The following is a 25928-nucleotide window of genomic DNA, read 5'->3' as shown; positions in this document are numbered from 1 at the left end:
GGTTCATTCCTTTCATTTTTTCTTTTGATTGAATCCTCTAGTATGTATCAAGTAAAATTGCCGCGCCAGAAAAGCGGGGCTATAGGGCATATCATTGCGCAGCCAAGATTCAATGGTCCCGATGATCGCCGCGGCGTCGTACCATATGAAGATTTCCTGCTGAATGCCTGCTTTTTGCACGAAGGACGCCTCTCCCCTGCTTTCGATCCTCGTCACGAGCCAGTCTGTAAAAAAGGTCAGGATCCGCTCTTTGAAAATCGGGATTCTTCTCGTCGCAAGAACCGTCTTATAAAACTTCCCATTCATGGAGATATGTTCAAGGAATCTCTCCAGCATCCTGATATTTTCTCCATGATCCAGGTTCTGGTCCGTTTCCGGTTCTCCCAATACGCTTGAAATCTCGAGGATCATCTCATCAGCCATCTTATCCAGCATATCCGAAATATCCTGATAATGCAGGTAAAACGTCACCCGATTGATGGTAGCCGCTTCGGTCAGGCGATTGACGGTTAATTTCTCAAGATCCATCTCCTGCAGCAATTGGACGAATGCGTCTTTCAACAGCTGGCGTGTTCGGAGGATCCTCGGATCTGTCTGTTTCTTCTTGTTACTCATATCCCATCTCCCCTTTCCCGAGTCTAATAGACGATTTTGATGATTCTGTTGAGTTTTGCGTGATTAAACAACAAGGTCTTTCAGAGTGTAAACTAATCAACACAACCAACCGTACTGTTCATTGAAAGCTTCCTGGATAGCTTCTATAATTTAATTTATGTTTTGTTTAGTATACTACACAATGTAAATTAAGCACACGAAAGGAAGTGGAAAATAGTGAGTACCGTTACAAGCTCCATAAAAAAAGGCCCCGTCATGACCATTATGATTCTTGGCGCCTTTTTTACGATATTTAATCAAACGACTATGACCGTTGCCCTTCCCACGATCATGGATGTGTTTAGCATTGATGCGTCCACAGGGCAATGGCTGACGACGGGATATATGCTCGTGAACGGTGTTCTGATTCCCGTCACCGGTTTTTTAATGCAGCGTTATACGACGAGGCAGTTATTCTTGAGTGCCATGCTGATCTTTCTGGTGGGGACAATTGTCTCGGCCCTCGCACCCAATTTCCCTGTTTTGCTGACGGGGCGACTGATTCAGGCTGCGTCCACCGGGATCATCATGCCGCTCCTGATGAATGTAGTGCTTAAACTCTATCCTCCGGAAAAGAGGGGGACCGCCATGGGAACCGTGGGGCTCGCAATCATTTTCGCTCCGGCGATCGGCCCGACACTGACAGGATATGTCCTTGATGTATTCCCTTGGCAGACGTTATTCTATGGACTGATTCCGTTTATTCTGATCATCATCGTCTGTGGATTCATTTTTCTCAGGAATGTGTCGGAAACAATTGAAAGCAAGATGGATATCACCAGCTTGATCCTTTCCACGATTGGATTCGGAGCCTTGCTTTATGGGTTCAGTGAAGCGGGCAGTGAAGGCTGGGGCAGTATCGAAGTCCTCCTCACCCTGTCTGTCGGGGTTGTGGCCGTTGGGCTCTTTTCATGGAGACAGCTGGTCACGGAACGACCATTTCTTGACCTTAGAGCGTTCCGGTACAATATGTTCACGTTGACCACCCTCATTAATTGCGTGATTACCATGGTCATGTATGCAGATATGATCCTGCTTCCATTGTATCTTCAAAACGCCCGGGGCTTCACCGCCTTAGAAGCGGGATTCCTGATGCTTCCAGGTGCCTTACTGATGGGACTGTTGAGTCCTGCCGTGGGAAGATTGTTTGACCGTTTCGGGGCAAAATGGCTTTCGGTCATCGGAATCACCATCATACTGGTCACGACGTACACGTTTACGGATTTATCAGATTCCACGAGCTACATGCATTTGATCCTGATGTACGCCGGACGCCGAGTCGGGATGGCCCTCTTCCTGATGCCGCTGCAGACGGCTGGGCTGAACCAGCTCCCATCAAGTCTCCATTCACATGGGACTGCCATTTCCAATACGGCAAGACAGGTCGCCGGTGCCATCGGAACGTCTCTCCTCGTCACGATCATGACGAGCCGGACGAAAGACCATCTCCAGGACATCATGATGGAAGGCACAGATTCATCGAAAGCCCATATGATCATGGAAGCATCAATCGGGGGCATCAACGATACCTACTTTGCCATCATGATCATCGGGGCCGTCAGTTTAGTCCTATCCTTCTTCATCAAGAAGATAGAGCAGGCACCCGAGGAGACAATCATGTCGCGTTCGAGCTAGCATGAAAGGGAGGCATCATCTGTGACAGATGATGCCTCCCTCTTGTTATTCAGAAAGAATATGGAACGAATACCCAAACGTAATAAATACAATGAATATAACCAGTCCGATAAGGGTAATGATGTATTCTTTCTCCCCCGATTTCCACTGCATATAGGCGTCAAATAACCCAATGACCATAATGATCAGAAGACTTTTTAGCCATGAAGAGAAAAATACCCAGGTGACAAAGAAAAAGATCCACAGAATCCGTTTCCCCCATTTATGCAGGGAGTCGACTTCCTCCGCTTCTGGCTTCCTCACAATATTCCATTTCTTCCTGGCTGTTTTTTCGCTCACATAAAAGATTAATATGAATACCACAATATACAAAATAAATTGATAGATATCATTCAGGATGATGTTCATCTGTACAGGCACTCTCTTTCTTACAATCTGGTTTCTATAAGTGTATGTGGAACCAATAATAGTAGCTTAGTAACACCACACTGATTGCCATAATAAAAGTGTAGTGGGCTTTCTTGGCTTTTTTGGTGCCTCCGAAATAAAAATATAGTGCTCCTAACAAGAAGATAATGTATAAAAAGACTTTTATCAGAAAATCCATCTTCTCACCTCTTATTTAGGATCTATTTCTACCACAACCACCAGTGTAAGTAGAATCAAGTATTCATAAGATTAGTTCGATTCATGATCCAAAGATCCTCTCTTTGAAAAGTAGAATCCAAGACTCCCACAAGCTTCTCCGTCGTTTCCTCAACAAACCGGGAAATTTCATCAGGAGTTAAATAGTTAAACCGATAATGCGGTTCCAAGGCAATCGCATAGGAATCGCTGTAATAAAACTTCGTGATCCGCTTGATCTGTCTCGTAATCTGATTTTCCGGAAAGATGTCCAGGTAATCCGGGAAACTCTCAATATGTTGGAAAACACGATGAAAAATCGTGTCCGTGTTTTCCTGTAAATAGACGAAGTCCGAACCGTACCAGTCCCCTTTTACTTTTCTCGTGTATTCGGGCGTGCCGAGTATGGCTTGATAACTCGGTTCCTTCTTCTTTTCACGGTGCATCCTGCTCCACTCCACATCGGTCAAGAGATGAAGATAATAACCTAAATAAAAAGAGGAGCGGGGATCAGTGAAATCGTCTTCCTTCTGTATGTACTTTTTCAAAAACAAATCAGGATTTATGCCCCCTTCATCCTTAAAGTGGGTTGCGATTTTGTCCGGATAAAAGATGCCTGTTTCTGGATCAGGCAGCCCGCAATCCGGTCCGATATTCCCGACGAGAAACTCTTTCTCCGCTGTCTGCAAACCCCTATTCAATAGATTCTCTGCAATTCTGAAATGTACCATCCACGTTGCCAATATGTTCAGTTCCCTTTGCTGCTTATTTTCCGTGTATCGCGAACACCCATAGGATCCACCATTTTTTCATTCAATCCCCCCTTGAAACCACTCTCCTTCTACAATAGACGATTATGATGGCCAGTAAGTTTCACAAAAACCACTCTTTTACATTTATTCTTAAAAAGCAGAAATAAGCATTGAATTGTCATGAATAATTTGAAATAATTGGAATTGTTAATTTTGATTCAATGACCTTTTTACCAGAAAAGAGGATGACATATGCTGAAAAAGATACCGTTCAGGCGGATACGCTGGCCTGGGTGGGTTGTGCTGATTATAATAGTATTTTCTTTCGTTTATGGGATGGCCCAACTCGTCGATGCGATCCGGTTCGACCCTGAATCGGAAGGGACATCTCCACAGGTTATTGACTTCAAGACGGAAACGGTGAATACAAATACGTACACGATGACGATCAAAACTCCGGTTATGGAGGATTCTCATATCAATAAACCACTCAATGGCTGGATCGAGAAAGAAAAGGAAGACTTCCTAAAAAGGGTCAAGGAGAACAAGAAAGTGCTTGGAGAAGGGTACCGGGGCCACCTCATCATCCAGGCCGATAGCAGGAAATCAACACAGAATACATATAGCATCATCTTTCACTCGTATCAGCTGGTCAATGATGTACGGGGGAAAGAGCATGTGAAGACCTTTACCCTTGATATGTCAGAAAAGAAATTCGTCAAGCTGCCGGACATCATGACGACGAATGATGAGATGCTCCAAACGATCCGGACCCGCCTTCAAGCGCGTCCCAATGCGAAACTGCAGGAAGCTTTAAAGGATCCGGCATCGTGGAATTGGACTCTAAACGGGAAAGCACTCACCTTGTATTTCAATGATATCGAGGAAGCCGGTCCCACCCGGGTGGAAATCCCCATCCATGCCATTCTTCCCTACCTTGATGATAAGATAGCCGACGACCTTGGAGTGGCAGTGGCGTCGACCGGATTGGGAGAGAAATATGTAGCCCTCACTTTTGATGACGGTCCCGATCCTCACGTGACACCACGGATTTTAAATGTACTGAAAGAACATGACGTCCAGGCGACCTTCTTCATGTTAGGCAGTCAAGCGGAGAATTACCCGGCCGTTGCGAAGAGCGTGGCAGAAGCCGGACATGAAATCGGCAATCATACGGATCATCATAAAGATTTAACGAAGATCGGGCGAGAGCAAATGGTTCAGGAAGTCATGGTTTCCCGTCAGAAAATCATAAGCGCGACGAAAGAGGTCCCCGTCATTCTGCGCCCGCCTTATGGTGCGATCAATTCTGACGTAGAAACGATCGCCAATGATAATGGGACTTCTCTCGTCCTCTGGTCCGTCGATTCACTTGATTGGGAAAACAAAAATGCGGCAGCCATTAACCGCGTCGTGCAGAAGGAAATCGCTCCCGGTGCCATCATCCTCCTCCATGATGTTCACTCCACGACAGCCGACGCGTTACCGACCTTGCTTACGACTCTGGAAAAAGAGGGCTATCGTTTTCTCACCGTTTCTCAACTGCAGTCGAAGCTGGCAGCGGAAACCGCGAGCCCTTTTTACGGGAATATGAAAAAGGGATGAGGTTAGAGCTCATCCCTTTTCCTTATTCATCATTCATTCCCTTACCGTCTAAAATATGCTGCACATATTTTTCAACCCTCGACTCCCGGGTTTTTGCTTGCTTCGCTTTTGAAATATAAAGAATATATGCCCTCTGACGGCCAGGCGTCAGTTTTTCAAAAGCCGTTTTCAATTCAGGCATTTCCCCGAATTTCTGCTGCAGTTCGTCTGGGACAGGATATTCTTCCGTCTTTTTCAGTTCCACTTTCAGACCCGCTTTTTCAACTTCGATCGCTTCCTGTATATATGCTTCCAGGATCGGCTTCATTTCAATGATCTCTTCTGCACTGGTGAACCGGATCTGCCGGGCTGCCTGCACATTCTCCGTCTGTTGGATCAGAATCCCTTGAGGATCCTTGAGTAACGCCCCTTTGTGAAACAGAAGGGCACAGTAGTCTTTAAATCCATGCATCAACACGATGTTTTTTCCTTCTAATGTGTAACAGGGATGCATCCACTTGATGTCCTCTTCCAGTTCTTCAAAAGAAATGAGCATACTTCTCAGGCGCTCATATTCTTCCTTCCACTGTTTCGCTTTTTTAATAAATCCATCAACCTTGCGATTCGGCTTAATCAACATGTAACGCTCCCTTCTTCTATTTTCGCCAAAAGCCTGTGAATTCAGCTTTTTCCTGAATATTATAGATGATCATATCTTCAAGCAATCTGTAATCGACGGAATCTTTCCAAGGGATGCGATACAATCCTTTCGTCGCACTGTATCCTGCTTCTTTAATACGGTCGGCAAAATGGACCATCGTGACCTCCTCCGGTGCAACACTCACATGATGCTTCGCAGTCGAGATCCCAAGGATAAAGGTCCCGTGATCCGTAAACATCGGGGTATTCCACTTGATGGCTGGTTCCAGTTGCGGGAATGTTTCCTGCACCCACGTCAGGATTTCCTCCATCCGGGTGCGGTGATCGGGATGATCCATCCCGGCTAAATAGGTTGAAAAGACTTCCATTTGTTTTCCTCCTTCACTACTTCCTTTTGCTTCGTAAAACTGTGATAAATCCGTCCAAAATGTCATGAGAAACCGAGAACCCTTTTCTTCTGTAAAATTCCAGTGCCTCAAGGTTTCCATTCGAAGTAAAGACAAAATAGTCCTCGATGTCTTCGAACGATTTCAACCACTCCATCGACATGTTGAAAAGCTTCGATCCGATACCGAGTTGTCGATACCCTTCTTTAATATAAAATTGCGATAAGCAGCCAACGTTTTCTTTTTGTACAGAGGATAGGTCGAAAAACGTGGCAAAACCATTCGAATACGCCTCCTTCGGTGATATGTTGGTATACACATAGGCGATCACTTCATTATTTTCGGGATCTTTCACGATCACAAGATAATTATGTACGGCACTTCGAATCGATGGCAGCATCCGTGTGTCAAAATTCATCGTGTCAAACCGTTCCGGCGCAATGAATGCCTTCGACTTTTGGAAAAGCATCAGTTCATTGCACAAACCCCGGCATAACTCGGCTTGTTCTTCAGGAATCACTTCGTATTTCAGATTCATCACTATCATTCCCTTGTCATCAGCTTGTGTAATCTCTTATGTAGGTATTTCTCTGTTGGTTATTGGTTTTCCTTTAAATACTCAATCCCACCCTAATTATTTCAAAACCATGCAAACCACTCAACACTTTTATCCTCGGCTCTTCCGGTATGACTGATTTTTCTGTTAAGGTCCGTCCCTCTTCTAAAAAAATTATCTTCCGTTACCCATGGTTCTCTTTTTCCGAATGTCGCGGTTTGTGTTATCATAAGTAGTAAAGTAGGATTAGGAGGCACCTTAATGACGAGAGAGATTATGACCGTTGCACAGGTTGCGGAATACTTGCAGCTAAGTGAAATGACAACATATAAATTAGTACAAGAAGGAAAACTGCCGGGTTTTAAAATCGGGCGTCACTGGCGGGTAAAGAAAGAGGACCTGAGTGAATATATCGAGCGTTTGAAGAATGGGGAACGCCTATAAAAAAGGTCGTGAAATGTTCACGACCTTTTTTTCGTTCTTTTTTGACCATCCGGGAAAGCGGTTCTGATCTTATGTTCAAGATTGCTTGTCACTCTGCGTTTTCCGCATTCGACTAGGGCAATGAGTGAATAACTGCATCTGATGACCTCTGCGAAAGCACGTTGAGTCAAACCGTTTTCTTTCCGGATGAACATGACGGTCTCTTTATCCAATGGCTTTTATCCTTTCAGTAGAAGATTCTGTTTATCGGGCTTTTTCGCAATGATGGCACAGATGAACCCAAGTAATGGCATGACCGTGGACAGGATGAGTATCTGAGAATATCCGCCAAAGTAATCAAACGCGTATCCGAACGGCAGTGGACCGAAGGCAGACCCGATGACCATGACCGTTGTCGCTGTCCCTTTTATGCTGCCGAGGGACGCTCTGCCGTAATAACTTGCCCATACGTAGTTAAGGGCGATTCTCTCGAAGCCGCCGCTGATTCCCCATAGAACCCCAAAGATTATGGCTGTGAGGGTGGAATGTGTGGTTAACAGAAATAACGTAAAAATGATTTCTCCCAGGAAGATCCCCGCCAGCACATAGTTCACTTTGACCCGGTCGAGGACCCTTCCTGCCACTAGCGTGATGGGGAAGCCAATGAGGGCCATTAAGCTTAACACACCGGCCGCCATTCCACCCGAGAGGTGATTCCATTTGAAGATGGAGATCAAGTGGAAGGTGATTCCCGTATTGATGATGGCCGGGATGCTTACGCAAAATAAGATCAGCCAAAATGAGCGGGTCTTCATGGCCTCCTGCAAACTCCAATTCTCTTCGTGTACCAATTCTGTCTCTTTATCGGTTGTTGAAAACCGCTTCGAGTGTCCATCCGGCAATAGCCCAACATCTTCAGGACGATTCCGGACAAAATAATACATGAGTGGGGCAATAAGGATGATCAAGATGCTTCCCCAGAACAACCAGGAAAATCTCCAACCGAATTCAGCCAGCAGCCATGCGTTGACGACGGGAAACAGGGCAGAACTTGCAAACCCTCCGATCGCCATATAGCTTAACGCCTTCCCCCTCTTGGATATAAACCATTGAGGGACCAGGGTGTTGGGCATCAGGGTCATCGATCCCTGACCCAAGATACGCAATAAGAAAAAACCGATAAACAACATTACAAGACTGCTTACCATGCTGTTCCATAAACAGGCCAGCCCCAATAATACGGAGACTGTCACCATCATTCTCCTTTGTCCGAATCGGTCGATGAACCGTCCAACAAAAAACATGCAAAGACCCGCAACCAGAGTGGCTGCCGAATAGATGGAAGAGACTTCTGACCGACCCCAACCAAACTCCCGGATATAAGCATCGATAAATACAGAGACAGAATAGGTTTGCCCAGGTCCCGAAAAGAAAACACCTAAAGCAGCAATTCCGACGATATACCATCCATAATACATCTTTGATTGGAAAGGTACCGTTTGACTGTTATGTACCATTTCTCCTTCCCCTCCTTATCCTTCACTTTCAACTATGATATGAAACAAAAAGGTTGATCCGCAGAAAGGGATCAACCGTAAGATTACTTAATGACGATGACCGGACATTTGGCATGTTTGACGACTTTATGGCTGACACTTCCCAATATCATCGTTTGAAGGGAATTCAGTCCTCGGCTCCCGATGACAATGAGGTCAGATTGAAGTTCTTCCGAATAGTCGATGATCATCGGTCCAGGTTCACCGTGTAACATGTGAATGTTGTGGCTTACACCGGATTCCTCCAGCATTTCATCAAGGGGATGCACCCTCTTCTTCCGGGCTTCCTCCCTTTCAATCGTATTCCCATGATGGAGAACGTCGTACTTTGAAGTGTCCCCATCCACTACATATACTAAATCTACCACACTATCAAACTTCAATGCCAACTCAATGGCGTGCTGAGCTGAGCGCTTCGAATGTTCCGAACCATCAGCGGCTAACAGAATTCGTTTGTACATAAGATTCACTACTTTCTCCTGACTTAATGTCCTGATGCTTTAGATAAACCACCCATCCGATTCTTTAGCTTTTGGCTTTCTTCATTTAAGCCGGTGTAGAATACGGAAATGTTCTGCTGTTCGAACTTCGTTTCAATTTTGTCGAATGCTCCAACAGCTGAATCATCCCACAAATGGGCATTCTTCAGATTGATTTCAACAGATTGTAAGTCTGAGGCGAAATTAAACTTTTTGAGTAGATCACTGACCGATGCAAAGAAGATTTGCCCATTGACATAATAGGTGGTCTGCTTTCTTGCAGGGTGTACCTCTTCTGTGACTTCCACTTTAGATATTTTGGCTGCAAAGAATATCGCACTCAGTAGAACTCCAGCAAAGACTCCTTTGGACAGATCATGAGTAAACACCACGGTCAGGACCGTAATAAGCATGACAGCTGCATCTGTTCTAGGCAATTTATGAATATTTTTAACGGATGACCAATCAAATGTTCCGATGGACACCATGATCATGACCCCGGCAAGGGCTGCCATCGGAATCTGGACAACGGTTCCGCCAAGTACAATGATGAGAAACATCAGGAATACTCCTGCCACAAGGGAAGATAACCGTCCTTTTCCCCCAGATTTCACATTGATGACCGATTGTCCGATCATGGCACAGCCGGCCATTCCTCCAAAGAACCCTGTGACCATATTTGCATAACCCTGTCCACGACTTTCCTTATTTTTGTCACTGGTAGAATCTGTCATGTCATCCACGATGGTGGAGGTCAAGAGTGATTCCAGTAAACCGACCACAGCAAGGGCCAATGAATAAGGAAAGACAATTTTCAACGTTTCAAATGTGAGTGGAATATCCGGTAAGAGGAAAACAGGTAATTCTTGTTTAAGCGTACCCAAATCCCCTACGGTTCTTATATCAATGTTACCAACGACTGCAATGATGGTGACGACGATGATGGCCACCAATGTAGAAGGAACCGCCTTCGTGAATCGCGGTAAAATATAAATGATCGCTAACGTTAACGCCACCAAACCGTACATGATCCAGCCTTCCCCTTCAAAATGTTGCAGCTGTGAAGTGAAGATTAAGATTCCAAGGGCATTCACGAACCCAACCATAACCGAACGCGGGACAAATTTCATGACGCTCGCAAGTTTAAATACTCCAAATAATAATTGTAAAACCCCGGTAATGATCGTGGCTGCGAGTAAATATTGTAAACCGTGATCAGCAATAAGGGTGACCATCAACAAGGCCATCGCACCAGTGGCACCGGAAATCATACCCGGACGCCCGCCTAAAAAGGCAACGACAACCGAAATACAAAAGGAAGCGTACAATCCGACCATCGGATCCACACCAGCAATAATGGAAAAGGCGATCGCTTCAGGTATAAGTGCCAGTGCCACTACGATCCCTGATAACACATCACCTTTTATGTTTCCGAACCAACTTTTCTTCAATGACTGTGTGTTCAATTCAGCACCTCTTTCTAAAGTAGTAACTGCTCTCGACTCTCACGATGAGCATATCCGTTATCAACAGCTAGAATCATACCACATATTTTTCATCCTCCAAAACGCAATGAAAGCGGGACCATACAAGAATAACTCATGTATGCTTTTATATTCTTTCATATACTATGTAAATATATCTTTTTATAATTAAATGTATTCTTTTATAACTGAGTATAACTAAATATATAATACCCTTTCAAAAACATTATGCATTTATCTCTTTTTCGTCTTTTCCACGCAGAAAAAAAGCTCTTTGTCATTCATAGACAAAGAGCGTTCCTTTAATGTCCGACGGCTTTATCAAGACCGCCAGGCTGATTGTGAACAGCCAACCTATTCACCAGTTTATTGCTTTCTTCATTTAATCCAATCAAGGTGACTTTCACACCGTTCTGGTGATATTTGATGACCACTTTATCAATGGCCCCTACAGCCGAGTCATCCCAAAGATGGGCATCTGTAAGATCTAGCGTCACTTCTTTCACCTGTTCAGTGAAATCAAATGCTTCAACAAACTCGGATACGGAAGCAAAGAATAACTGACCTGATACCCGATACACCTTCTTATGCGGTTGATCGGTTGATAGAGTCGTAATCTTCACTTTCGAAATCTTGGAGGCAAAGAATATGGCACTCAAAATGATTCCAACCAGTACCCCTTTTGATAGATCATGTGTAAAGAGGACCGTAATGACCGTCGCCAACATTACGACCGTATCAGTTAATGGTGTTTTATGAAGATTCTTAATGGATGACCAATCGAATGTCCCGATGGAAACCATGAACATCACTCCGACTAGTGCCGCCATGGGAATCGTGACAAGGAAGTCGTTCAACAACAGGATCAGGATCATCAAGAATACACCGGCTACCAATGTAGACAAACGTCCTCTCCCGCCTGACTTCACGTTGATGACCGATTGACCGATCATCGCACAACCAGCCATACCCCCAAAGAAAGCAGAAACGATATTCGCCATTCCTTGTCCCTTTGCTTCCTTGTTCTTGTCACTTGTTGTGTCCGTCATATCATCCACGATGGATGCGGTCAATAAGGATTCAACCAATCCGACAATCGCAATGGAAAGCGAATAGGGAAAAATGATCTGTAAGGTTTCAAAGGTAAACGGAATATCCGGGATCAAGAAAATTGGTAACGACTGAGTCAGTTGCCCCATGTCACCCACGGTCCGCACATCACTATTGATCAAAACAGCGACCACTGTGATGGCAATGATGGCGACCAAAGGAGATGGAACTGCTTTGGTGAAGCGTGGGAGAATATAAATAATCGCCAACGCTCCGGCAACCATCGCATACATCACCCATGATTCATCGATAAAGTGTGGTAATTGCGCCGTAAAGATCAGAATAGCCAAAGCATTCACAAAACCGATCATGACGGAACGCGGAACAAACTTCATTAATCGTCCTAACTTACATACACCCATAATGATCTGAATGACACCCGTCAGAATGGTGGCGGCCAGTAAATACTGCAGCCCGTGATCGGCCACAAGATTAACCATCACCAGGGCTGTTGCACCGGTCGCTGCGGATATCATCCCGGGGCGTCCCCCTACAAAGGCAATGACCACGGCAATACAGAAGGAAGCGTACAATCCGACCATCGGATCGACACCTGCTATGATTGAGAACGCAATGGCTTCAGGAATCAGGGCCATAGCCACGACCATCCCTGCCAGTACATCACCGCGGATGTTTCCTAACCATTGAGATTTAATTGTTGATATATTCATTATGCACCTCTTTTTAAGAAAAATTTTATTTGACTTTCAACTCTCATGAAAGTCGGGTCCGTTAAACACAAGGCACATTATATAACGAAACCCTTTTGTTGTGAAGCGTCCAATAAAACGGTCACAACACCTATTTTCTTTGATTATCTTAGGTAAACGCATGTTTTCGACACGATTCAACTTTTATTAATTTTTATAAATGATTGTAAAGGATAATAGATGGTTATAGTCGAATACCTTACATATCCTGAAACAACATAGAGAGGAGATTCAATCATGTTCAATAAAATCTTATTAGCAACAGATGGGTCCGACCATTCTATTAGAGCAAGTGAAAAAGCCATCGCCCTTGCCTCCTGCCAAAAAAATGGCACCATTGAAGTGGTGTATGTCATTGATGGAAAACATTCAAAAGACGATGTACTGCAGCATTGGGGAACCGACGCTGCTGAACATAGAAAGAAGAAACTTCTATTAATCGAACAGAAAATCAAACACGCGAAGATTAATTATACAACACATTATTTACACGGTGAACCGGGTCCCACGATCGTCAAGCATGCAAATGAACACCAATTCGACGCAGTGGTGATTGGGAGCAGAGGGCTGAACACCCTTCAGGAAATGGTCTTGGGAAGTGTGAGTCACAAAGTAGCAAAGAGAGTGAAGTGTCCCGTGATGATCGTAAAATGACATAACCCCTTCAGCCCACTGGCCGAAGGGGTTCAATTTTATCCATTAACCACTACTGGCTATGCGTTTTTATTCACCGGTCCTCGCAAAACGGTGAATTCTTTCCCCCACCTCATCACGCACACGTTGGAAGAAAGCCCATTTCTCTTCTTCCGTACCTTCCGCCTTCGCTGGGTCATCGAATCCCCAATGAACTCGTTTCACATGAGGAGGTGTCATCGGACATTTATCCGCTGCATCCCCGCATAGTGTAACGACTAAGTCTGCGTTATTCAGGATTTCATGGTCGATGATATCGGATGTTTGATTCGTGATGTCGATATCGACTTCGTTCATTGCTTTCACCGCATTTGGGTTTAATCCGTGTGCTTCAATTCCTGCGCTGTATACGTCCCACTCGTTACCTAAGTGCTTTTTCGCCCAACCTTCTGCCATTTGGCTTCGGCATGAATTCCCTGTACATAGGAAGTAGATGGTTTTCTTTGACATGTTGAATCTCTCCTTTATTGTTTGTTAGATGATTAATAACCATATATAGAGCCCGACTAGTGTGATGAAAAGGGTTGGGATGGTCAGGATGATGCCTGTTTTAAAGTACGTCCCCCAGGAAATTTTCACTCCTTTTAATGAAAGGACGTGGAGCCATAATAATGTGGCCAATGACCCGATCGGGGTGATCTTCGGTCCTAGATCGGAACCGATGACGTTGGCATAAATCAATGCTTCACGGGTGACACCCGTCGTATCCGTGCCGGCAATCGCCAGGGCATCAATCATCACCGTCGGCATATTGTTCATGATAGACGATAGGATCGCCGCGATGAATCCCATTCCGACCGTAGCCGCAAATAATCCTTGATCCGCCGTCATCTGGATGACATCCGCTAATACATTGGTCAGGCCAACGTTACGAAGGCCATAAACGACCACGTACATGCCAATCGAGAAGAACACGATGGCCCACGGAGCCCCTTTGATGACAGTCTTTGTATTGACGGCTGCACTTCTTCTAGCCATGAACAAGAAGAAGATGGCTACGATCCCTGCAATGATGGAAACCGGCACGCCAATGAATTCACTGGCGAAATAGCCGATAAGGAGAATTGAGAGCACCACCCAGGAAAGACGGAACATCTTGATATCCTGTATGGCATCCACCGGTTTTTTAAGCTGAGAAACATCATAATTCTTCGGGATGCTCTTTCGGAAAAAGAGATAAAGGACAAGTATACTTGCTCCGAGTGAAAACAGATTCGGAACAATCATCCGGGAAGCAAACTCCACAAATCCGATTCCGAAGAAGTCAGCGGACACGATGTTCACCAGGTTACTTACCACTAAAGGAAGAGATGTCGTATCCGCGATGAATCCGCTGGCTATGATGAACGGGAACACAAGCTTCTCACTGAAATTCAGGTTCCTTACCATCGCAAGGACGATCGGTGTCAGGATCAGAGCCGCTCCATCGTTGGCAAAAAGGGCCGCCACCACTGCACCGAGCAGTGAAACGTAGACGAACATCCTCACACCGTTTCCTTTTGCCGCTCTTGCCATATGCAAAGCAGCCCATTCAAAAAATCCAATCTCATCAAGAATGAGAGAAATAATAATAATTGCAATAAATGCTAATGTCGCATTCCAGACGATGCCGGTCACATCCACCACATCGCTGAAATCGACAACCCCCACAATCAGCGCCAAAATGGCTCCGCCAATGGCGGACCAGCCGATGGAAAGCCCTTTCGGCTGCCAAATGACGAACACAAGGGTGATGAGAAAAATCACAGATGCCAATATAGTCATAATTCTTTTTTACCTCCTATTAATCACAAGAAATACGTAAGCCCTGCTCCTCCAATTCCTTCAGTTTGAAATCCTGATTCGGCAGGTGGTCCAGAAGGCTTTGAATCATCGGGAAATATTCACTGTCGCGGTTAAGGGAGTAAATGATCCATTGACCGCGCCGCTTCTCCCTTACGATTCCTACATCCTTCAACTTACGGACGTGCTGACTAATAGCAGGCTGACTCGCTTGAAAAATCTCCACGAATTCACACACACAACAATCATTTGTATCTAGTATCTTTACCATGGTCAACCGGGTTTTATCCCCTAGTAACTTAAGAATGGTCGCGGATTTATCTATTTCAACCGTCGATGCTTTCATCCACTCGCCTCCATATATTAATGTATGCTTATATAATAGTTCACTTATATATAGAATGCAAGACGTTTCTGTATTCTACTTAGACGCTGCTTTAGAGTTGTTGGACACTGTGTACTGATTTTGTGAAGAGATAGAGAAAAGGAATGGAATTAAAGGAAAAAAACAGAGATTGTTCCCCGGTTTTAATCTATTTTTAAGTAATAGTAAAACAGACACCAACCAACTAAAACGATTAAGGCTCAATGAGATCCGTATCAGGAGGGATATATCCAAGCTGTCTGCCAATTTTAACGATTTGTCCTTTATGGTGAAATTCATGTGTGACGGTATGAGTATACAGCCATAAAGCAGAGATTTCTGCACTATCACCTTCACCGAAGGATATGTGCATAGTGTGATCCCAATCCCCTTTGAACTCCTCTAGAAATTCATGAAGCAGGTCATCAGTCTTCCTGAAAATTTCACGCATTTCCTCTACAGTGTTTGCTGAATCTTGAGTGATTCTAGGAAGGGACCGACCTAGAGCACGACTTCCCAGCCAAACGCGATAGCAATCCGCCACGTGAACATGCAGATTGCGGATGGAGTCTCCTCCAAACGATTCAAGTTCTTTTACATAATCCTCTTGGGACATCGCTTCACAATAACGGAACAATAATTCTCTGGTACGGCGGATCCACTCATACTGGCTAATGAAAACATCCATTTTTTGCATTCTCCTTTTATGGTTCCTCAATTTATTTTAAGTTTATATGTTAGTCATCTTATTTTCGAGCTTTTATTTCCAATTTGCATGAAAATCCAGTAAACCCTCTCAACGTCTAATCTTCAAATAAGCCGGAGCTTCTTTTTTTACGAAATGATTCTCAATGAACGATAATACTTCCTCATTTCCAGGTAAAGAAACAGTGCCCATTGCTTCTTCAAGGGACACCCATCTATAATCACTATGCTCTTCGTTTAACGTCACTTCCTGATCATCTGGTACGAATCCCACAAACACAGGCGCGATGTATATATAATTCCCTTCAATTGAATAGATCCGATCAAAGGTATTGGCAGAATATAAGGACATGTTTGTGATTCCTGTCTCTTCTTCCACCTCTCTGTATGCGGCTTCCCAGGCTTTCTCGCCTTCTTCGATGCCCCCGCCTATATAGCACCAAACATCTTTCAAAACAGACCCCTCTCTTTTCACTAACAATACTTTGAATTCATTTTGTACTTTTTTCAATAATACGACGGCTATTCCAGTACACTTTATTGGAACTTCACTCATTGCCACAATCGCTCAACTCCTACAAATTCCAAACCTTTAAATTCCATCCGATAAACATCCGGTTTGGATGTACGGTGCAAAAAGTTCAAATCAAAACGGCTGTCATAATAGCCCAGCATCAGTGTCATGATGGCTCCGTGTGTTCCGACCGCGATTTTCTTTTTTCTATATGGATCTAATAATGTGTTCAAAACGCCGATCCCTCTTTTTACGCAATCAGCATTTGACTCTGCGCCCTTTAAGGAAAAATCCGGGTCTAGGAACGACGCCTCCAGTAAAGGCCCCAGTTCCTGATCAGGCATCCGATGGTTATCTGTTGAAAAGACCCTTTCCTTCAAGTCTTCTTCCACAAACACAGCTTGTCCAATATGCTGACTTACCCCTTCCACCGTCAGGATCGAACGCAGGTAGGGACTTGATACCACGACGTCAAGGTCTTCTTTTATCAACAACTCGGTTAATTTCCGGGTATCCGCTATCCCTTTTTCCGTCAATCCACGGGATCGTTCAGGACCTTCTTTCGGTGAATCGCCGTGTCTTATCATATAGATGTAAGTACTCAAACTACAATTATCTCCTCTCATTGATAAGATAAGTTCTTTTTATAACGGAAATGTATTAAGGATTGTCCCCGGCAACATAATCATGCCGGTTCCCTCACTTTCATGCCAGATCTGGATCTATCATGCGGGTTTCATTTTTATCGTGCGGGTATAGAAGAAATCATGAGGGATATGAGATATTCGTGCCGGTTTGTCGAATTTTCTTTACACCCTCCCACTCAGTCTCCTAAACCTTCCCCCGTCAAAATTTCAAACAAACGGGCAGAGTCTTCCTTGGTCAGCTTGGTATATTCATGGGGACCCTGCATGACCTCGAGTTCATCTTTCTTCGGACTAATCCACACCTGGTGCAGCACGGCCTTAGCATCGATATTCGGATTTTTAAATTCATAAATAAATCGATAATCAGGTGGACGGATGAAATCTACTTGGGCATCCAGCAGTTCGGAGATGAAGATAAGTATGAAGAGTTTAACACGATCACCGATACAAAACAGGTGGAAGAGGTAAGGGGAATCCTCCGTGATGCCCATTGGATGGCGCTCTCAGGCTTTAATTCCCGACGGACAGTATTTCCGGAACGATATACGGTCGAGACATTCCCGCCGGTTAGTTTTTCTTCGTGTGACATGAGGACCACCCCTTTCTTATTTCCACAAAACCAGGTTGATCCTATAATACCAATTATTTCAAAACTCAGACCATTTCTCAATCCCCTACTCATTTCAACGAAAAAAACCTCTCGTTTTCACAAGAGGGTCAATTTTTCTTAGGCAAGAGGAGGGTCACTGTCGTTCCCCAGCCTACTTTACTTTTCACGGACATTACTCCGTTGTAGTCATTCATGAGCTTGAAGCAGATGGTGAGGCCGATGCCGGTTCCTTTGTCTTTATTGGTGAAGTAGGGTTCCCCGATCCTGGCGAGGCGCTTCTTGGAAATGCCTTTGCCGTTGTCGATGATCCGGACCCGGATGCAATCATTTGACTGATCGAGCTTGATTTTAATCTTGCCCTTTTCCTCGACGGCCTCAAGACTGTTCTTGATCGTATTGAGGAGCACCTGTTTAAAGTGAGATTCATGAAAGGCAACCAGGGTGTCAGACGGGAGCGAACTCGACATGTAGATCCTTTTATTCTGCTCTGCCGCAACGGCGTCGAACAGGATGCTGACATGGTTGACTTCATGGTGGATATTGAGCTGCATGTCTTCTTCACGGAGGTCGGCATCGTCATTCGCTTCGGGCTTTGCGAGCAGCAATAGCTCCTTCAACACTTCATTTACCCGATCGATTTCTTGGAGCATGATTCCTTCATACTGACTGTCCACATTCTTTTCTTTCATGAGTTGAATGAAGCCCCTCACCGTCGTCATGGGATTCCGGATTTCATGGGCAATGCTTGCAGCAAGCTCCCCGATGACCTTGCTTTTTTCCGTGGAGAGGAGAAGCTGTTCATTCTGCTTCTGATTGGTAAAGTCGATTCCATAAAACAGGGTGTACAGTTCTTGGTCATGATAACGCAAAGTCGTGGTGCCCCATTGGATATAATGGACTTCCCCGTTGATGCGAGTCAGTTTCTGCAATTCACCTCGAGTGATTTTCAGCTGATATGTCTTGAGGAAAGTGGAAAATTTCATGCCCATCATCTGTTCACCGGAGATCAACAATAGAGCGCAGATCGAATGATTGATCTTCACGATCCGATTCTCTTTATCCAACACAACCAAGTAGTTCGGATTGATATTCATGATCTCTTCCAGCAGATTGCTTTGTTTCACAAGATTGTCATTCGCCACATTCAGCAGTTCCGATTGCATTTGGAAGAAGCCGAGAAACAGGAGAATGGCGACAAGGATGGAATTGAAGCTTGAGAAATATAAAGGCAGCACACCAAAACCGCTGATGACCCCATTTAAGAACACGAAGAATGAACCAAACACAAGCTTTGAATAAAAAAGACGGAAAAAGGCGTCATGCAGCTTTAATGTAAGTCCAAGAAGGAAAAACGTATGAACAAACACTAATATTACATTGATGATAAAAGTAGAATTAAGCATCCCGTACACGGGAATGAAATGAGAAGGGGCAAACGTTGTTTCAGGGACGACTGTATACGAGGTGACTCCGATCGTGGTGAAATTAATCCCATATACAATGAGACTGAATCCACCGAGGAACATGAGAGCACCTTTATTAAAGAACACATGATATTTTCTAAGTTCATCATGTCTTTCAACAAGATAGTACGCGAAATAATACATGACCGGCATGATCAGAATCGGTCCGATCCGGAAAATCCTGAACGCATGATCGATCAATTCTGGAGAAAAATAGTCATTGGCATATAAAAAAGCAATATCAATCTGCCATAAACATAATAGGAATAAAAATAAGGATAACGCTTTGCTTAAGGTGGATTTTGAATAGAATAATAGTGATCCTGAAATGATGACAGGAATGAATGAAATGGCGACTAACAGAACAAACTCCATTAACCTCTCCCCTTTTGCGATGATCATACAGCTGTTGAATCCCTTGTGAGGTGATCACGTTATGCTTCTCCAGACGTTTTTTGCCGCGGAAGATGCCAAGGGATGCTTTCTTATCTATATCGGATTCCGAAGGATCTTTTGAAGCGTCCCTAAAATTCCTTTTGCTTCAATACCGCCGGAAGAAGGCGCTTCCATTATTCACACGCAGGTATATTGAACCCGCATCTTCTATTTTACTGAAAAACGAAAGAAAACTATATATATTTACCTAGTTAATAAACGTTATTTTATGGAAAATTAGGTTTAACTTTGGTAAATTCATATAAAAATCCCGCTTCCTTGTAGAGAAGCGGGATCGTTTGGACGTGGTCGAGATTTTTCTTCAAACGGCTTATATTATAGGACTCGGAATGATAACTCTCGTAATCGGGATTTCCTTTGGTCAATTCGGACTCATTTCTTCCTGTCTCTCAGAAACGATGCAGCAACGGCCGCGATAACATCACCAATCACCGTCAATAGTGCAATCATCTACCCCACCCTTGTCTTTTTTTAATGAACGGGCTGATCGCGGTTCCGATCGATAGACCAAGAAACGCAGCAATGGCATAGAAACCGATTGCCATCCCGTCCCAGCCGCCGACTTTGAATATACTGAATAGAATGGTTCCGAGACAGACACAGCCCAATAGTGCAGACAAACTGAATACGATGTGATTACGGGTATACCTGGCCAACACCACAATAATGCAAGCTGAAATGAAAAAAAGCACGATGATTGGCAGCCACCCCTCTAACATTAACATGTTTACACCCCCTATTAAGCCACTCTGTTAAACCACCAAAAGAAAAAGAGAATCACGGCCACGATAAACCCAAGTAGGGCAACCACATGTTTTCTTTCCGTTTTTTTCTTACCGGAGTGAGCAGCAGCGATACCGCCGACCAAGGGTAAGGAAATGGCGAGCCACATCCAGAAACCCATCTAACTCGCTTCCATGAATGAGAGGATCTTGTCTTTCAATCCACCATTGCTTGTAAAAAGAATATACGCTTCAGAACGGGTCTTGATGACGATTCTGTCTGTGTGCCCATAAGGAAATCCGATTCGGATGGCCTTATGATCTTCACCACCACATGTATCATCCATCGTTACATCTTTGATTTCTGAAAGAGGGATATCTATTTGACTTAACTGCCATTTGATTCGCAGGTTCTCATTGTTCCTTGATACCTTTACTTCCATTCTGATCACTCCTATCTATATCAATATCTACGGGATAAGAATACAGAAAGTTTCAAATTTCTTCCTATTAGGAATTTGACGTCTCTTTCTTCCTTTTGTTTTCAGGTTGCTTTAACCAGTAACGAACTCCTTTTCCAGCCAGCGGTTCATCATTGTATCTGGGAATGACGTGCAGGTGGGCATGGAAAATGAACTGATTGGACACCTCTCCGACATTCCATCCAAGGGTATAGCCGTCTGGTGAATACATTTCATCTATGCATGCCTTTGCCTTTTGCAACAGTTCGTATGTATCGTTCCACTCTTTCTCCGTCAACTCGAATGCATTTGCGTGATGACTTTTCGGTACAATCACACCGGATCCTTCCAGTACGTCCTGGTGCTTGTTATGCTGCAGGAAATAGCAGGATTCGTTTTCAAATATGATGTTTTGGTCTTTGTCCTTTGCAGGATGGCAGAATGGACAGGTTTTTTGATCCGTCATGAGTATTCTCCTTTCTTACTATCGGTAATTATCGCAACGCCTTACCCGAGACAATATGCCAGTGCAGATGCTTGGAATCCTGGTAGTCTCCCATATTTGTGACGACTTTACACGCCCCATGCTCACTTGTAACCATTCGTGCTACCTTTTTAATGACGCCTAATAGTTCAATCAATAATGCGTCATCTTCTTCTTCAAGTGTAAGGAGTGAAGAAATATGTTTTTTAGGAATCGCTACGATATGGACAGGATAAAAGGGCCTCGTGTGATGGTAGGCGAGGACATTGTCTGTTTCAAGTACCTTATTCACTTCTGTTTTTCCACTTAATACCTCGTCGCAATAAAAATCATTCGTCATGGTTTTACCTCCCGGATACATTTTCTCTTCCAATTATTTCAAACCTCCCTCCCTTTGACAATCTAAAATCCCCATAAGGATGCCCCGTTGACCCAACTGTTCATTTTTGCAAAAACACCCCATACAAACTCTACACAGTGAAACCCCTTTCATTATTGATTAAATGCCCCTATACTAGACTCATAAGATGATCATCTAATAAACAAGAATATAAATATGCAAAATTAATTAGAGGAGGATCCTCATGGTATTGGATAAAAGACGTGCACACTTATTATCCATCATTCAACATTCGCCCGACCCGGTCCCGACGAAGGAACTTGTTGCCAGGATGAACTTGTCCCAACGGACGATTTATTACGATCTTGATCAGATCAACAGCTGGCTGAGGACGGAAGGGTTGGAACCGATTGAAAGTCAGCATGGGAAGGGGTTGTTTTTGCCCCCTGATTCGAAATCGAAGTTGATGGTTTCCAAGGATCAGAGTTTCGAAGATTGGCAGTATCAGTTATCGAAAGAAGAGCGCGAAGTCCTCATTAAAGCATCCATCCTGTTGGAAGAACAAGATGCCTCGATGCAGCGGTTCATGGATTTGACGAGCATGAGCCGGGGGACGATCGCGAAGGTGATTAAAGATATCAAGCAGGAATTTCACGAAGCAGGTTTGCACTTGTACTATAAAAAAGGATCTGGCTACAGGTTGAAAGGCCCCGAGGAGGCAAAGCGAACGATGCTTTCCACGATCCTCGCCACGATCTTCTCGCACCACGATTGGCAGAATGTCCGGAATGAGGTTCACAAGATGATTCAGCCTGAAGCCGATACGTGGTCCCAGGAAACCGAGCAAAGACGTCTGGTGAGGGAAATTCTTTATGAAGCGGAAAAGGAATTGGGATTGACGCTGACAGATGAAATGGTCGAGATTCTGTCCCTTCAGATCTTGATGATCATGAAGCGGATTGAACTGCACAGGTACATTTCAGTGCCTGACGCGGAAAAAGAAGTCTTGAAGCAGACAGAAGCCTACAGGGCAGCCCTTCATATCACCAATAAGCTTGACGTCACGTTCCCGGATGATGAGGTTTGCTTCATTACGATGAACCTGCTCGGATCGAAAGTTCAGCAGGATGATTTCACCCGCTATACGGAACAGGAAATGTCAGGGCTTAAGGAAGTCGTTCAACGGATGATCCATGATTTTCAGGCTTACTCCTGCATCGTATTCGATGACAAACAGGGTCTGGAGGAAAACCTGATTTCCCATATTAAACCTACGTATTACCGGCTCAAGTACGGGATCTCGATTGCGAATGACCTGTCTGACAGCATTCAAACGACGTATCCGGATATCTTTCATCTGACGAAGCGGGTCATGAAGCACCTGGAACTGTACGTCGGAAAATCGGTACCCGATGAAGAAGCAGCCTATATCACCCTGCATTTCGGTGGGTGGTTGACGAAAGAGCAGAAGAAGGTCGAGACGAAGTTCAAAGCCCTCATCGTATGTGAAAACGGGATCGGGACTTCGAACATGCTCAGGACACAGCTCGAGAATCTGATTGCCGGGCTCAATGTCATCACCACTCTTTCCATGCGGGAGTATCGAACAAACGAGTACGAAGCGGATATTATCTTTTCCACGAATTATATAAAAGAAAAAGACATTCCCGTCATCCATGTGCCCGCCATACTGACGAATTCAGAAAAGGAACGGGTCATGCAGCGGATGAATGAGCTTTTCGATTCGAAGCCGACTGAAAAGAACCGGACTGATCTTCTGATGGATGTGATCAAGCGCCACGCAACTGTCCATGAAGAAGACGTTTTGAAAAAAGAACTGGTCCAGCTTTTAGAACAAACTACTCCCACGTTAAAGGAGCTCAGAAAGCCTATGCTTAATGAATTACTGACAAAACAGACAATACAGCTGAAAGATCGTGTCACGAGCTGGGAGGAAGCCATCAAGGTGGCGAGTGAGCCCCTCGTCGACCAGCAATTGATTCGACCGGACTATGTGGAAGCGATGATCACGAACGTGAAGGAACTCGGTCCTTACATCGTCATCGCCCCGAATATCGCCATCCCCCACGCACGACCGGAGACTGGCGTCGAACAGCTGGGGATGAGCTTCCTGGGACTCAAAGAACCGGTTTATTTTTCCGAAAAAGAAAAGCATCGCGCCCAGCTCATCATCGTGCTCGCGGCGATCGATAATCAAACGCACTTGAAAGCACTCGCACAGCTTACCGAATTATTATCAAATGAAGGCAATGTAGAAAAGTTGATCGCAGCAAAGGATCAAGAAACCGTCATTGAATTAATCAACCAAACAGTAGAAGTATAAATTTGAGGAGGAAATGAAAATGAAAAAAGTATTAGTGGTATGTGGAAACGGATTAGGAAGCAGCATGATCGTAGAGATGAACGTAAAAGCGGCACTGAAGGATATGGGGAAAGAAGCAGAGGTTTCTCACACAGATCTGACAACAGCCAAGACAGAACAAGCGGACCTTTTCCTGGGCTCTGAAGATATCGTCGAAAGTCTGGAAGACGGCCGTAAGAATGTTGTGAAGTTAAGAAACCTGATGGATAAGAACGAACTGCGTGCTGCATTGGAACAAAATATCTAGACCATTTTTAAAAAAGAAGGAGCGATATAAATGATAGATATCATAATGAAGGATATACTCGGTACACCAGCGATCCTTGTCGGTCTATTCGCCTTAATCGGGCTCCTCATCCAGCGCAAGAATTCAGGGGATGTCGTGTCCGGAACACTGAAAACGGTCATGGGCTTCGTCATCCTCGGAGCGGGTGCGAATGTACTCGTCCAGTCCCTTGGGCAATTCAGCAGCATGTTCAATCACGCCTTCGAAGTCGACGGCGTGATCCCGAACAACGAAGCGATCGTAGCTCTTGCACAGGAAAGCTTTGGAACAGAAACAGCGATGATTATGCTGTTCGGTATGGTTGTCAATATTCTTATTGCACGATTCAGTCCTTTTAAATACATCTTCTTAACCGGACATCATACCATGTTCATGGCCTGCATGATCGCGGTCATCCTGACGACCGGCGGATTTACGGGAGTACCGCTGATCGTTCTTGGTTCGATCATCCTTGGAGCGCTGATGGTTTTGTCTCCTGCGATGCTTCAGCCATTCACAAGGAAAGTCACCGGGTCTGATGACTTTGCCGTCGGGCACTTCGGATCGATCGGTTACCTTGTTTCCGCAATGGTCGGGAAAGCAGTAGGAAAAGGTAGCAAATCAACCGAGGAAATCAAAGTGCCGAAATCACTCGGATTCCTTCGCGACACATCCGTTTCCGTTTCACTGACAATGGTTATCCTATTCTTCGTCGTAGCAGGCGCAGCAGGTCCAGCTTTCGTCGAAGGAGAATTAAGCGGCGGGCAGAACTTCCTGGTATTCGCCTTTATGCAAGGGATCACTTTCGCCGTCGGTGTGTACATCATTTTAGCAGGGGTACGCATGCTGCTTGGTGAAATCGTACCTGCCTTCAAAGGGATCGCGGACAAAGTCGTCCCGAATGCCAAACCGGCACTTGATTGCCCGGCCATCTTCCCTTTCGCCGGGAACGCCGTCATCATCGGATTTCTATTCAGCTTCATCGCCGGACTTGTGAGCATGCTCTTCCTTCCTTTACTCGGATTGAAGGTCATCGTTCCGGGACTCGTCCCTCACTTCTTCACCGGGGCAGCAGCCGGAGTATTCGGAAATGCAACCGGCGGACGCCGCGGTGCCGTCATCGGTTCCATGGCGAACGGGGTCATGATCAGCTTCCTGCCGGCCCTCTTGTTACCGGTGTTAAGCTCACTCGGATTCCAGGGCACAACCTTTGGTGATGCAGACTTCGGTTTAGTCGGCATCGTGCTTGGTAACCTTGTCAAACTGATCGAATCCAATATGATGGTATTTGTTTCGATCATTGTAATTCTAGCCATCCTGTTCTTCATCAGCTTTAAGTCGAAAGGGACTGGGGAGAAGGAAGAAACGGAAGTAGCATAAGATGAAAGTAGCCACCCTCTATGTTTGTTGGGGGTGGCTACTTTTT

The 25928-nt window shown here is 44.8% G+C and carries 31 protein-coding genes and 1 pseudogene; 7 read left to right on the top strand and 25 right to left on the bottom strand.

Going from position 1 to position 25928, the window contains the following annotated elements:
* Positions 1-12: 12 nt before the first annotated feature.
* The gene (locus tag AM506_RS06635; RefSeq protein ID WP_060671706.1) at positions 13-615 is read right to left on the bottom strand and encodes a TetR/AcrR family transcriptional regulator; all 603 of its coding nucleotides are present in this window, start codon (positions 613-615) and stop codon (positions 13-15) included.
* A gap of 255 nt (positions 616-870) precedes the next feature.
* On the opposite strand from AM506_RS06635, the gene AM506_RS06630 reads away from it, so the two are divergent.
* On the top strand, positions 871-2289 hold the full coding sequence (locus AM506_RS06630; protein ID WP_060671855.1) for a DHA2 family efflux MFS transporter permease subunit: 1419 nt from the start codon (positions 871-873) through the stop codon (positions 2287-2289).
* Positions 2290-2334: 45 nt separating this feature from the next.
* Here the strand turns inward: AM506_RS06630 and AM506_RS06625 are convergent, their stop codons facing one another.
* Both AM506_RS06625 and AM506_RS06620 read right to left on the bottom strand, forming a co-directional pair.
* Complete coding sequence (locus AM506_RS06625; RefSeq protein WP_060671705.1) at positions 2335-2697, bottom strand: DUF4181 domain-containing protein; 363 nt, start codon at positions 2695-2697, stop codon at positions 2335-2337.
* A 254-nt stretch (positions 2698-2951) separates the two neighbouring features.
* Positions 2952-3656, bottom strand: a complete 705-nt coding sequence (locus tag AM506_RS06620) for a zinc dependent phospholipase C family protein (RefSeq protein WP_060671704.1) — start codon at positions 3654-3656, stop codon at positions 2952-2954.
* Between the two features lie 261 nt (positions 3657-3917).
* Between AM506_RS06620 and AM506_RS06615 the strand changes: the two genes are divergently transcribed.
* Positions 3918-5270, top strand: a complete 1353-nt coding sequence (locus AM506_RS06615; RefSeq protein ID WP_060671703.1) for a polysaccharide deacetylase family protein — start codon at positions 3918-3920, stop codon at positions 5268-5270.
* A 22-nt stretch (positions 5271-5292) separates the two neighbouring features.
* Here the strand turns inward: AM506_RS06615 and AM506_RS06610 are convergent, their stop codons facing one another.
* Genes AM506_RS06610 through AM506_RS06600 form a run of 3 tightly spaced genes read right to left on the bottom strand, consistent with a single transcriptional unit; the run spans position 5293 to position 6833 of the window.
* A complete protein-coding gene (locus AM506_RS06610) occupies positions 5293-5889 on the bottom strand; it encodes a YdeI/OmpD-associated family protein (protein ID WP_060671702.1) in 597 nt (198 codons plus the stop codon).
* Between the two features lie 16 nt (positions 5890-5905).
* The gene (locus AM506_RS06605; protein ID WP_060671701.1) at positions 5906-6277 is read right to left on the bottom strand and encodes an iron chaperone; all 372 of its coding nucleotides are present in this window, start codon (positions 6275-6277) and stop codon (positions 5906-5908) included.
* A 16-nt stretch (positions 6278-6293) separates the two neighbouring features.
* Positions 6294-6833: a GNAT family N-acetyltransferase gene (locus tag AM506_RS06600; RefSeq protein WP_060671700.1), complete on the bottom strand. Its 540-nt coding sequence runs from the start codon at positions 6831-6833 to the stop codon at positions 6294-6296.
* A gap of 279 nt (positions 6834-7112) precedes the next feature.
* Between AM506_RS06600 and AM506_RS06595 the strand changes: the two genes are divergently transcribed.
* A complete protein-coding gene (locus tag AM506_RS06595) occupies positions 7113-7295 on the top strand; it encodes a helix-turn-helix domain-containing protein (RefSeq protein WP_060671699.1) in 183 nt (60 codons plus the stop codon).
* A 17-nt stretch (positions 7296-7312) separates the two neighbouring features.
* Here the strand turns inward: AM506_RS06595 and AM506_RS06590 are convergent, their stop codons facing one another.
* The 5 genes from AM506_RS06590 to AM506_RS06570 all read right to left on the bottom strand — a co-directional run bounded on the left by AM506_RS06590 (position 7313) and on the right by AM506_RS06570 (position 12574).
* On the bottom strand, positions 7313-7507 hold the full coding sequence (locus AM506_RS06590; RefSeq protein WP_060671698.1) for a helix-turn-helix domain-containing protein: 195 nt from the start codon (positions 7505-7507) through the stop codon (positions 7313-7315).
* A 6-nt stretch (positions 7508-7513) separates the two neighbouring features.
* Positions 7514-8791 carry an MFS transporter gene (locus tag AM506_RS06585; RefSeq protein WP_060671697.1) on the bottom strand — a complete coding sequence of 426 codons (1278 nt, stop codon included), beginning with the start codon at positions 8789-8791 and terminating at the stop codon, positions 7514-7516.
* A gap of 83 nt (positions 8792-8874) precedes the next feature.
* Positions 8875-9291: a universal stress protein gene (locus AM506_RS06580; RefSeq protein WP_060671854.1), complete on the bottom strand. Its 417-nt coding sequence runs from the start codon at positions 9289-9291 to the stop codon at positions 8875-8877.
* 23 nt (positions 9292-9314) lie between these two features.
* Positions 9315-10775 (bottom strand): SulP family inorganic anion transporter, encoded by a 1461-nt coding sequence (locus AM506_RS06575; protein ID WP_060671696.1) that lies wholly within the window; start codon positions 10773-10775, stop codon positions 9315-9317.
* Positions 10776-11095: 320 nt separating this feature from the next.
* Complete coding sequence (locus AM506_RS06570) at positions 11096-12574, bottom strand: SulP family inorganic anion transporter (protein ID WP_060671695.1); 1479 nt, start codon at positions 12572-12574, stop codon at positions 11096-11098.
* Between the two features lie 276 nt (positions 12575-12850).
* On the opposite strand from AM506_RS06570, the gene AM506_RS06565 reads away from it, so the two are divergent.
* Positions 12851-13267, top strand: coding sequence for a universal stress protein (locus AM506_RS06565; RefSeq protein ID WP_060671694.1), 417 nt, complete (start codon positions 12851-12853; stop codon positions 13265-13267).
* Between the two features lie 69 nt (positions 13268-13336).
* On the opposite strand, the gene arsC is transcribed toward AM506_RS06565, so the two are convergent.
* From arsC to AM506_RS06505, 14 genes and pseudogenes are all read right to left on the bottom strand, one after another.
* Positions 13337-13756: an arsenate reductase (thioredoxin) gene (arsC, locus tag AM506_RS06560; RefSeq protein WP_060671693.1), complete on the bottom strand. Its 420-nt coding sequence runs from the start codon at positions 13754-13756 to the stop codon at positions 13337-13339.
* 24 nt (positions 13757-13780) lie between these two features.
* Positions 13781-15070, bottom strand: coding sequence for an arsenical efflux pump membrane protein ArsB (locus tag AM506_RS06555; RefSeq protein WP_060671692.1), 1290 nt, complete (start codon positions 15068-15070; stop codon positions 13781-13783).
* A 19-nt stretch (positions 15071-15089) separates the two neighbouring features.
* The gene (locus tag AM506_RS06550; RefSeq protein WP_060671691.1) at positions 15090-15434 is read right to left on the bottom strand and encodes an ArsR/SmtB family transcription factor; all 345 of its coding nucleotides are present in this window, start codon (positions 15432-15434) and stop codon (positions 15090-15092) included.
* Between the two features lie 232 nt (positions 15435-15666).
* Positions 15667-16140, bottom strand: coding sequence for a DinB family protein (locus AM506_RS06545; protein ID WP_060671690.1), 474 nt, complete (start codon positions 16138-16140; stop codon positions 15667-15669).
* Positions 16141-16248: 108 nt separating this feature from the next.
* Complete coding sequence (locus tag AM506_RS06540; RefSeq protein ID WP_060671853.1) at positions 16249-16713, bottom strand: NUDIX hydrolase; 465 nt, start codon at positions 16711-16713, stop codon at positions 16249-16251.
* The gene (locus AM506_RS06535) at positions 16710-17276 is read right to left on the bottom strand and encodes a histidine phosphatase family protein (protein WP_060671689.1); all 567 of its coding nucleotides are present in this window, start codon (positions 17274-17276) and stop codon (positions 16710-16712) included. Before AM506_RS06535 ends, AM506_RS06540 begins: the two co-directional genes overlap by 4 nt.
* A gap of 218 nt (positions 17277-17494) precedes the next feature.
* Positions 17495-17809: a hypothetical protein gene (locus AM506_RS22965; protein WP_060671688.1), complete on the bottom strand. Its 315-nt coding sequence runs from the start codon at positions 17807-17809 to the stop codon at positions 17495-17497.
* A 5-nt stretch (positions 17810-17814) separates the two neighbouring features.
* A pseudogene (locus AM506_RS22030) lies at positions 17815-17907 on the bottom strand (aminoglycoside phosphotransferase); the annotation flags it as partial.
* 128 nt (positions 17908-18035) lie between these two features.
* Positions 18036-19766 carry an ATP-binding protein gene (locus tag AM506_RS06525; protein WP_060671687.1) on the bottom strand — a complete coding sequence of 577 codons (1731 nt, stop codon included), beginning with the start codon at positions 19764-19766 and terminating at the stop codon, positions 18036-18038.
* Between the two features lie 527 nt (positions 19767-20293).
* Positions 20294-20572 (bottom strand): YesK family protein, encoded by a 279-nt coding sequence (locus tag AM506_RS06520; RefSeq protein ID WP_060671686.1) that lies wholly within the window; start codon positions 20570-20572, stop codon positions 20294-20296.
* Positions 20573-20586: 14 nt separating this feature from the next.
* The gene (locus AM506_RS22695) at positions 20587-20751 is read right to left on the bottom strand and encodes a hypothetical protein (RefSeq protein ID WP_160316853.1); all 165 of its coding nucleotides are present in this window, start codon (positions 20749-20751) and stop codon (positions 20587-20589) included.
* Positions 20752-21012 (bottom strand): SunI/YnzG family protein, encoded by a 261-nt coding sequence (locus AM506_RS06515; RefSeq protein ID WP_060671685.1) that lies wholly within the window; start codon positions 21010-21012, stop codon positions 20752-20754.
* A gap of 67 nt (positions 21013-21079) precedes the next feature.
* Entirely contained in the window at positions 21080-21496 is a 417-nt protein-coding gene (locus AM506_RS06510; protein WP_060671684.1) for an HIT family protein, read from the bottom strand.
* Between the two features lie 28 nt (positions 21497-21524).
* Positions 21525-21854 carry an HIT domain-containing protein gene (locus AM506_RS06505; protein ID WP_060671852.1) on the bottom strand — a complete coding sequence of 110 codons (330 nt, stop codon included), beginning with the start codon at positions 21852-21854 and terminating at the stop codon, positions 21525-21527.
* A gap of 244 nt (positions 21855-22098) precedes the next feature.
* Here AM506_RS06505 and AM506_RS06500 point away from each other — a divergent pair, with 244 nt between their 5' ends.
* Genes AM506_RS06500 through AM506_RS06490 form a run of 3 tightly spaced genes read left to right on the top strand, consistent with a single transcriptional unit; the run spans position 22099 to position 25882 of the window.
* A complete protein-coding gene (locus tag AM506_RS06500; RefSeq protein ID WP_060671683.1) occupies positions 22099-24198 on the top strand; it encodes a BglG family transcription antiterminator in 2100 nt (699 codons plus the stop codon).
* Positions 24199-24217: 19 nt separating this feature from the next.
* Positions 24218-24484, top strand: a complete 267-nt coding sequence (locus AM506_RS06495; protein WP_060671682.1) for a PTS sugar transporter subunit IIB — start codon at positions 24218-24220, stop codon at positions 24482-24484.
* Between the two features lie 30 nt (positions 24485-24514).
* Complete coding sequence (locus tag AM506_RS06490; protein ID WP_060671681.1) at positions 24515-25882, top strand: PTS ascorbate transporter subunit IIC; 1368 nt, start codon at positions 24515-24517, stop codon at positions 25880-25882.
* The last annotated feature ends 46 nt before the right edge of the window (positions 25883-25928 follow it).

Origin of the sequence: Rossellomorea vietnamensis (genome assembly GCF_001305855.1) — a bacterium.
In the GTDB taxonomy this organism is placed as follows: domain Bacteria; phylum Bacillota; class Bacilli; order Bacillales; family Bacillaceae_B; genus Rossellomorea; species Rossellomorea vietnamensis_A.
This window is presented reverse-complemented; position numbering and strand designations above follow the sequence as displayed.

Bases quoted from the DNA above. Each gene is read 5' to 3' on its own strand.
- AM506_RS06615 (WP_060671703.1), top strand. From the start codon at position 3,918: ATGCTGAAAAAGATACCGTTCAGGCGGATACGCTGGCCTGGGTGGGTT.
- AM506_RS06500 (WP_060671683.1), top strand. From the start codon at position 22,099: ATGGTATTGGATAAAAGACGTGCACACTTATTATCCATCATTCAACAT.
- AM506_RS06510 (WP_060671684.1), bottom strand. From the start codon at position 21,496: ATGACGGATCAAAAAACCTGTCCATTCTGCCATCCTGCAAAGGACAAA.
- AM506_RS06490 (WP_060671681.1), top strand. From the start codon at position 24,515: ATGATAGATATCATAATGAAGGATATACTCGGTACACCAGCGATCCTT.
- AM506_RS22965 (WP_060671688.1), bottom strand. From the start codon at position 17,809: ATGGGCATCACGGAGGATTCCCCTTACCTCTTCCACCTGTTTTGTATC.
- AM506_RS06555 (WP_060671692.1), bottom strand. From the start codon at position 15,070: ATGACTATATTGGCATCTGTGATTTTTCTCATCACCCTTGTGTTCGTC.
- AM506_RS06505 (WP_060671852.1), bottom strand. From the start codon at position 21,854: ATGACGAATGATTTTTATTGCGACGAGGTATTAAGTGGAAAAACAGAA.
- AM506_RS06520 (WP_060671686.1), bottom strand. From the start codon at position 20,572: ATGTTAATGTTAGAGGGGTGGCTGCCAATCATCGTGCTTTTTTTCATT.
- AM506_RS06585 (WP_060671697.1), bottom strand. From the start codon at position 8,791: ATGGTACATAACAGTCAAACGGTACCTTTCCAATCAAAGATGTATTAT.
- AM506_RS06600 (WP_060671700.1), bottom strand. From the start codon at position 6,833: ATGAATCTGAAATACGAAGTGATTCCTGAAGAACAAGCCGAGTTATGC.
- AM506_RS06570 (WP_060671695.1), bottom strand. From the start codon at position 12,574: ATGAATATATCAACAATTAAATCTCAATGGTTAGGAAACATCCGCGGT.
- AM506_RS06595 (WP_060671699.1), top strand. From the start codon at position 7,113: ATGACGAGAGAGATTATGACCGTTGCACAGGTTGCGGAATACTTGCAG.
- AM506_RS06495 (WP_060671682.1), top strand. From the start codon at position 24,218: ATGAAAAAAGTATTAGTGGTATGTGGAAACGGATTAGGAAGCAGCATG.
- AM506_RS22695 (WP_160316853.1), bottom strand. From the start codon at position 20,751: ATGGGTTTCTGGATGTGGCTCGCCATTTCCTTACCCTTGGTCGGCGGT.
- AM506_RS06580 (WP_060671854.1), bottom strand. From the start codon at position 9,291: ATGTACAAACGAATTCTGTTAGCCGCTGATGGTTCGGAACATTCGAAG.
- AM506_RS06625 (WP_060671705.1), bottom strand. From the start codon at position 2,697: ATGAACATCATCCTGAATGATATCTATCAATTTATTTTGTATATTGTG.
- AM506_RS06545 (WP_060671690.1), bottom strand. From the start codon at position 16,140: ATGGATGTTTTCATTAGCCAGTATGAGTGGATCCGCCGTACCAGAGAA.
- AM506_RS06565 (WP_060671694.1), top strand. From the start codon at position 12,851: ATGTTCAATAAAATCTTATTAGCAACAGATGGGTCCGACCATTCTATT.
- AM506_RS06550 (WP_060671691.1), bottom strand. From the start codon at position 15,434: ATGAAAGCATCGACGGTTGAAATAGATAAATCCGCGACCATTCTTAAG.
- AM506_RS06635 (WP_060671706.1), bottom strand. From the start codon at position 615: ATGAGTAACAAGAAGAAACAGACAGATCCGAGGATCCTCCGAACACGC.
- AM506_RS06540 (WP_060671853.1), bottom strand. From the start codon at position 16,713: ATGAGTGAAGTTCCAATAAAGTGTACTGGAATAGCCGTCGTATTATTG.
- arsC (WP_060671693.1), bottom strand. From the start codon at position 13,756: ATGTCAAAGAAAACCATCTACTTCCTATGTACAGGGAATTCATGCCGA.
- AM506_RS06610 (WP_060671702.1), bottom strand. From the start codon at position 5,889: ATGTTGATTAAGCCGAATCGCAAGGTTGATGGATTTATTAAAAAAGCG.
- AM506_RS06525 (WP_060671687.1), bottom strand. From the start codon at position 19,766: ATGGAGTTTGTTCTGTTAGTCGCCATTTCATTCATTCCTGTCATCATT.
- AM506_RS06605 (WP_060671701.1), bottom strand. From the start codon at position 6,277: ATGGAAGTCTTTTCAACCTATTTAGCCGGGATGGATCATCCCGATCAC.
- AM506_RS06630 (WP_060671855.1), top strand. From the start codon at position 871: ATGACCATTATGATTCTTGGCGCCTTTTTTACGATATTTAATCAAACG.
- AM506_RS06515 (WP_060671685.1), bottom strand. From the start codon at position 21,012: ATGGAAGTAAAGGTATCAAGGAACAATGAGAACCTGCGAATCAAATGG.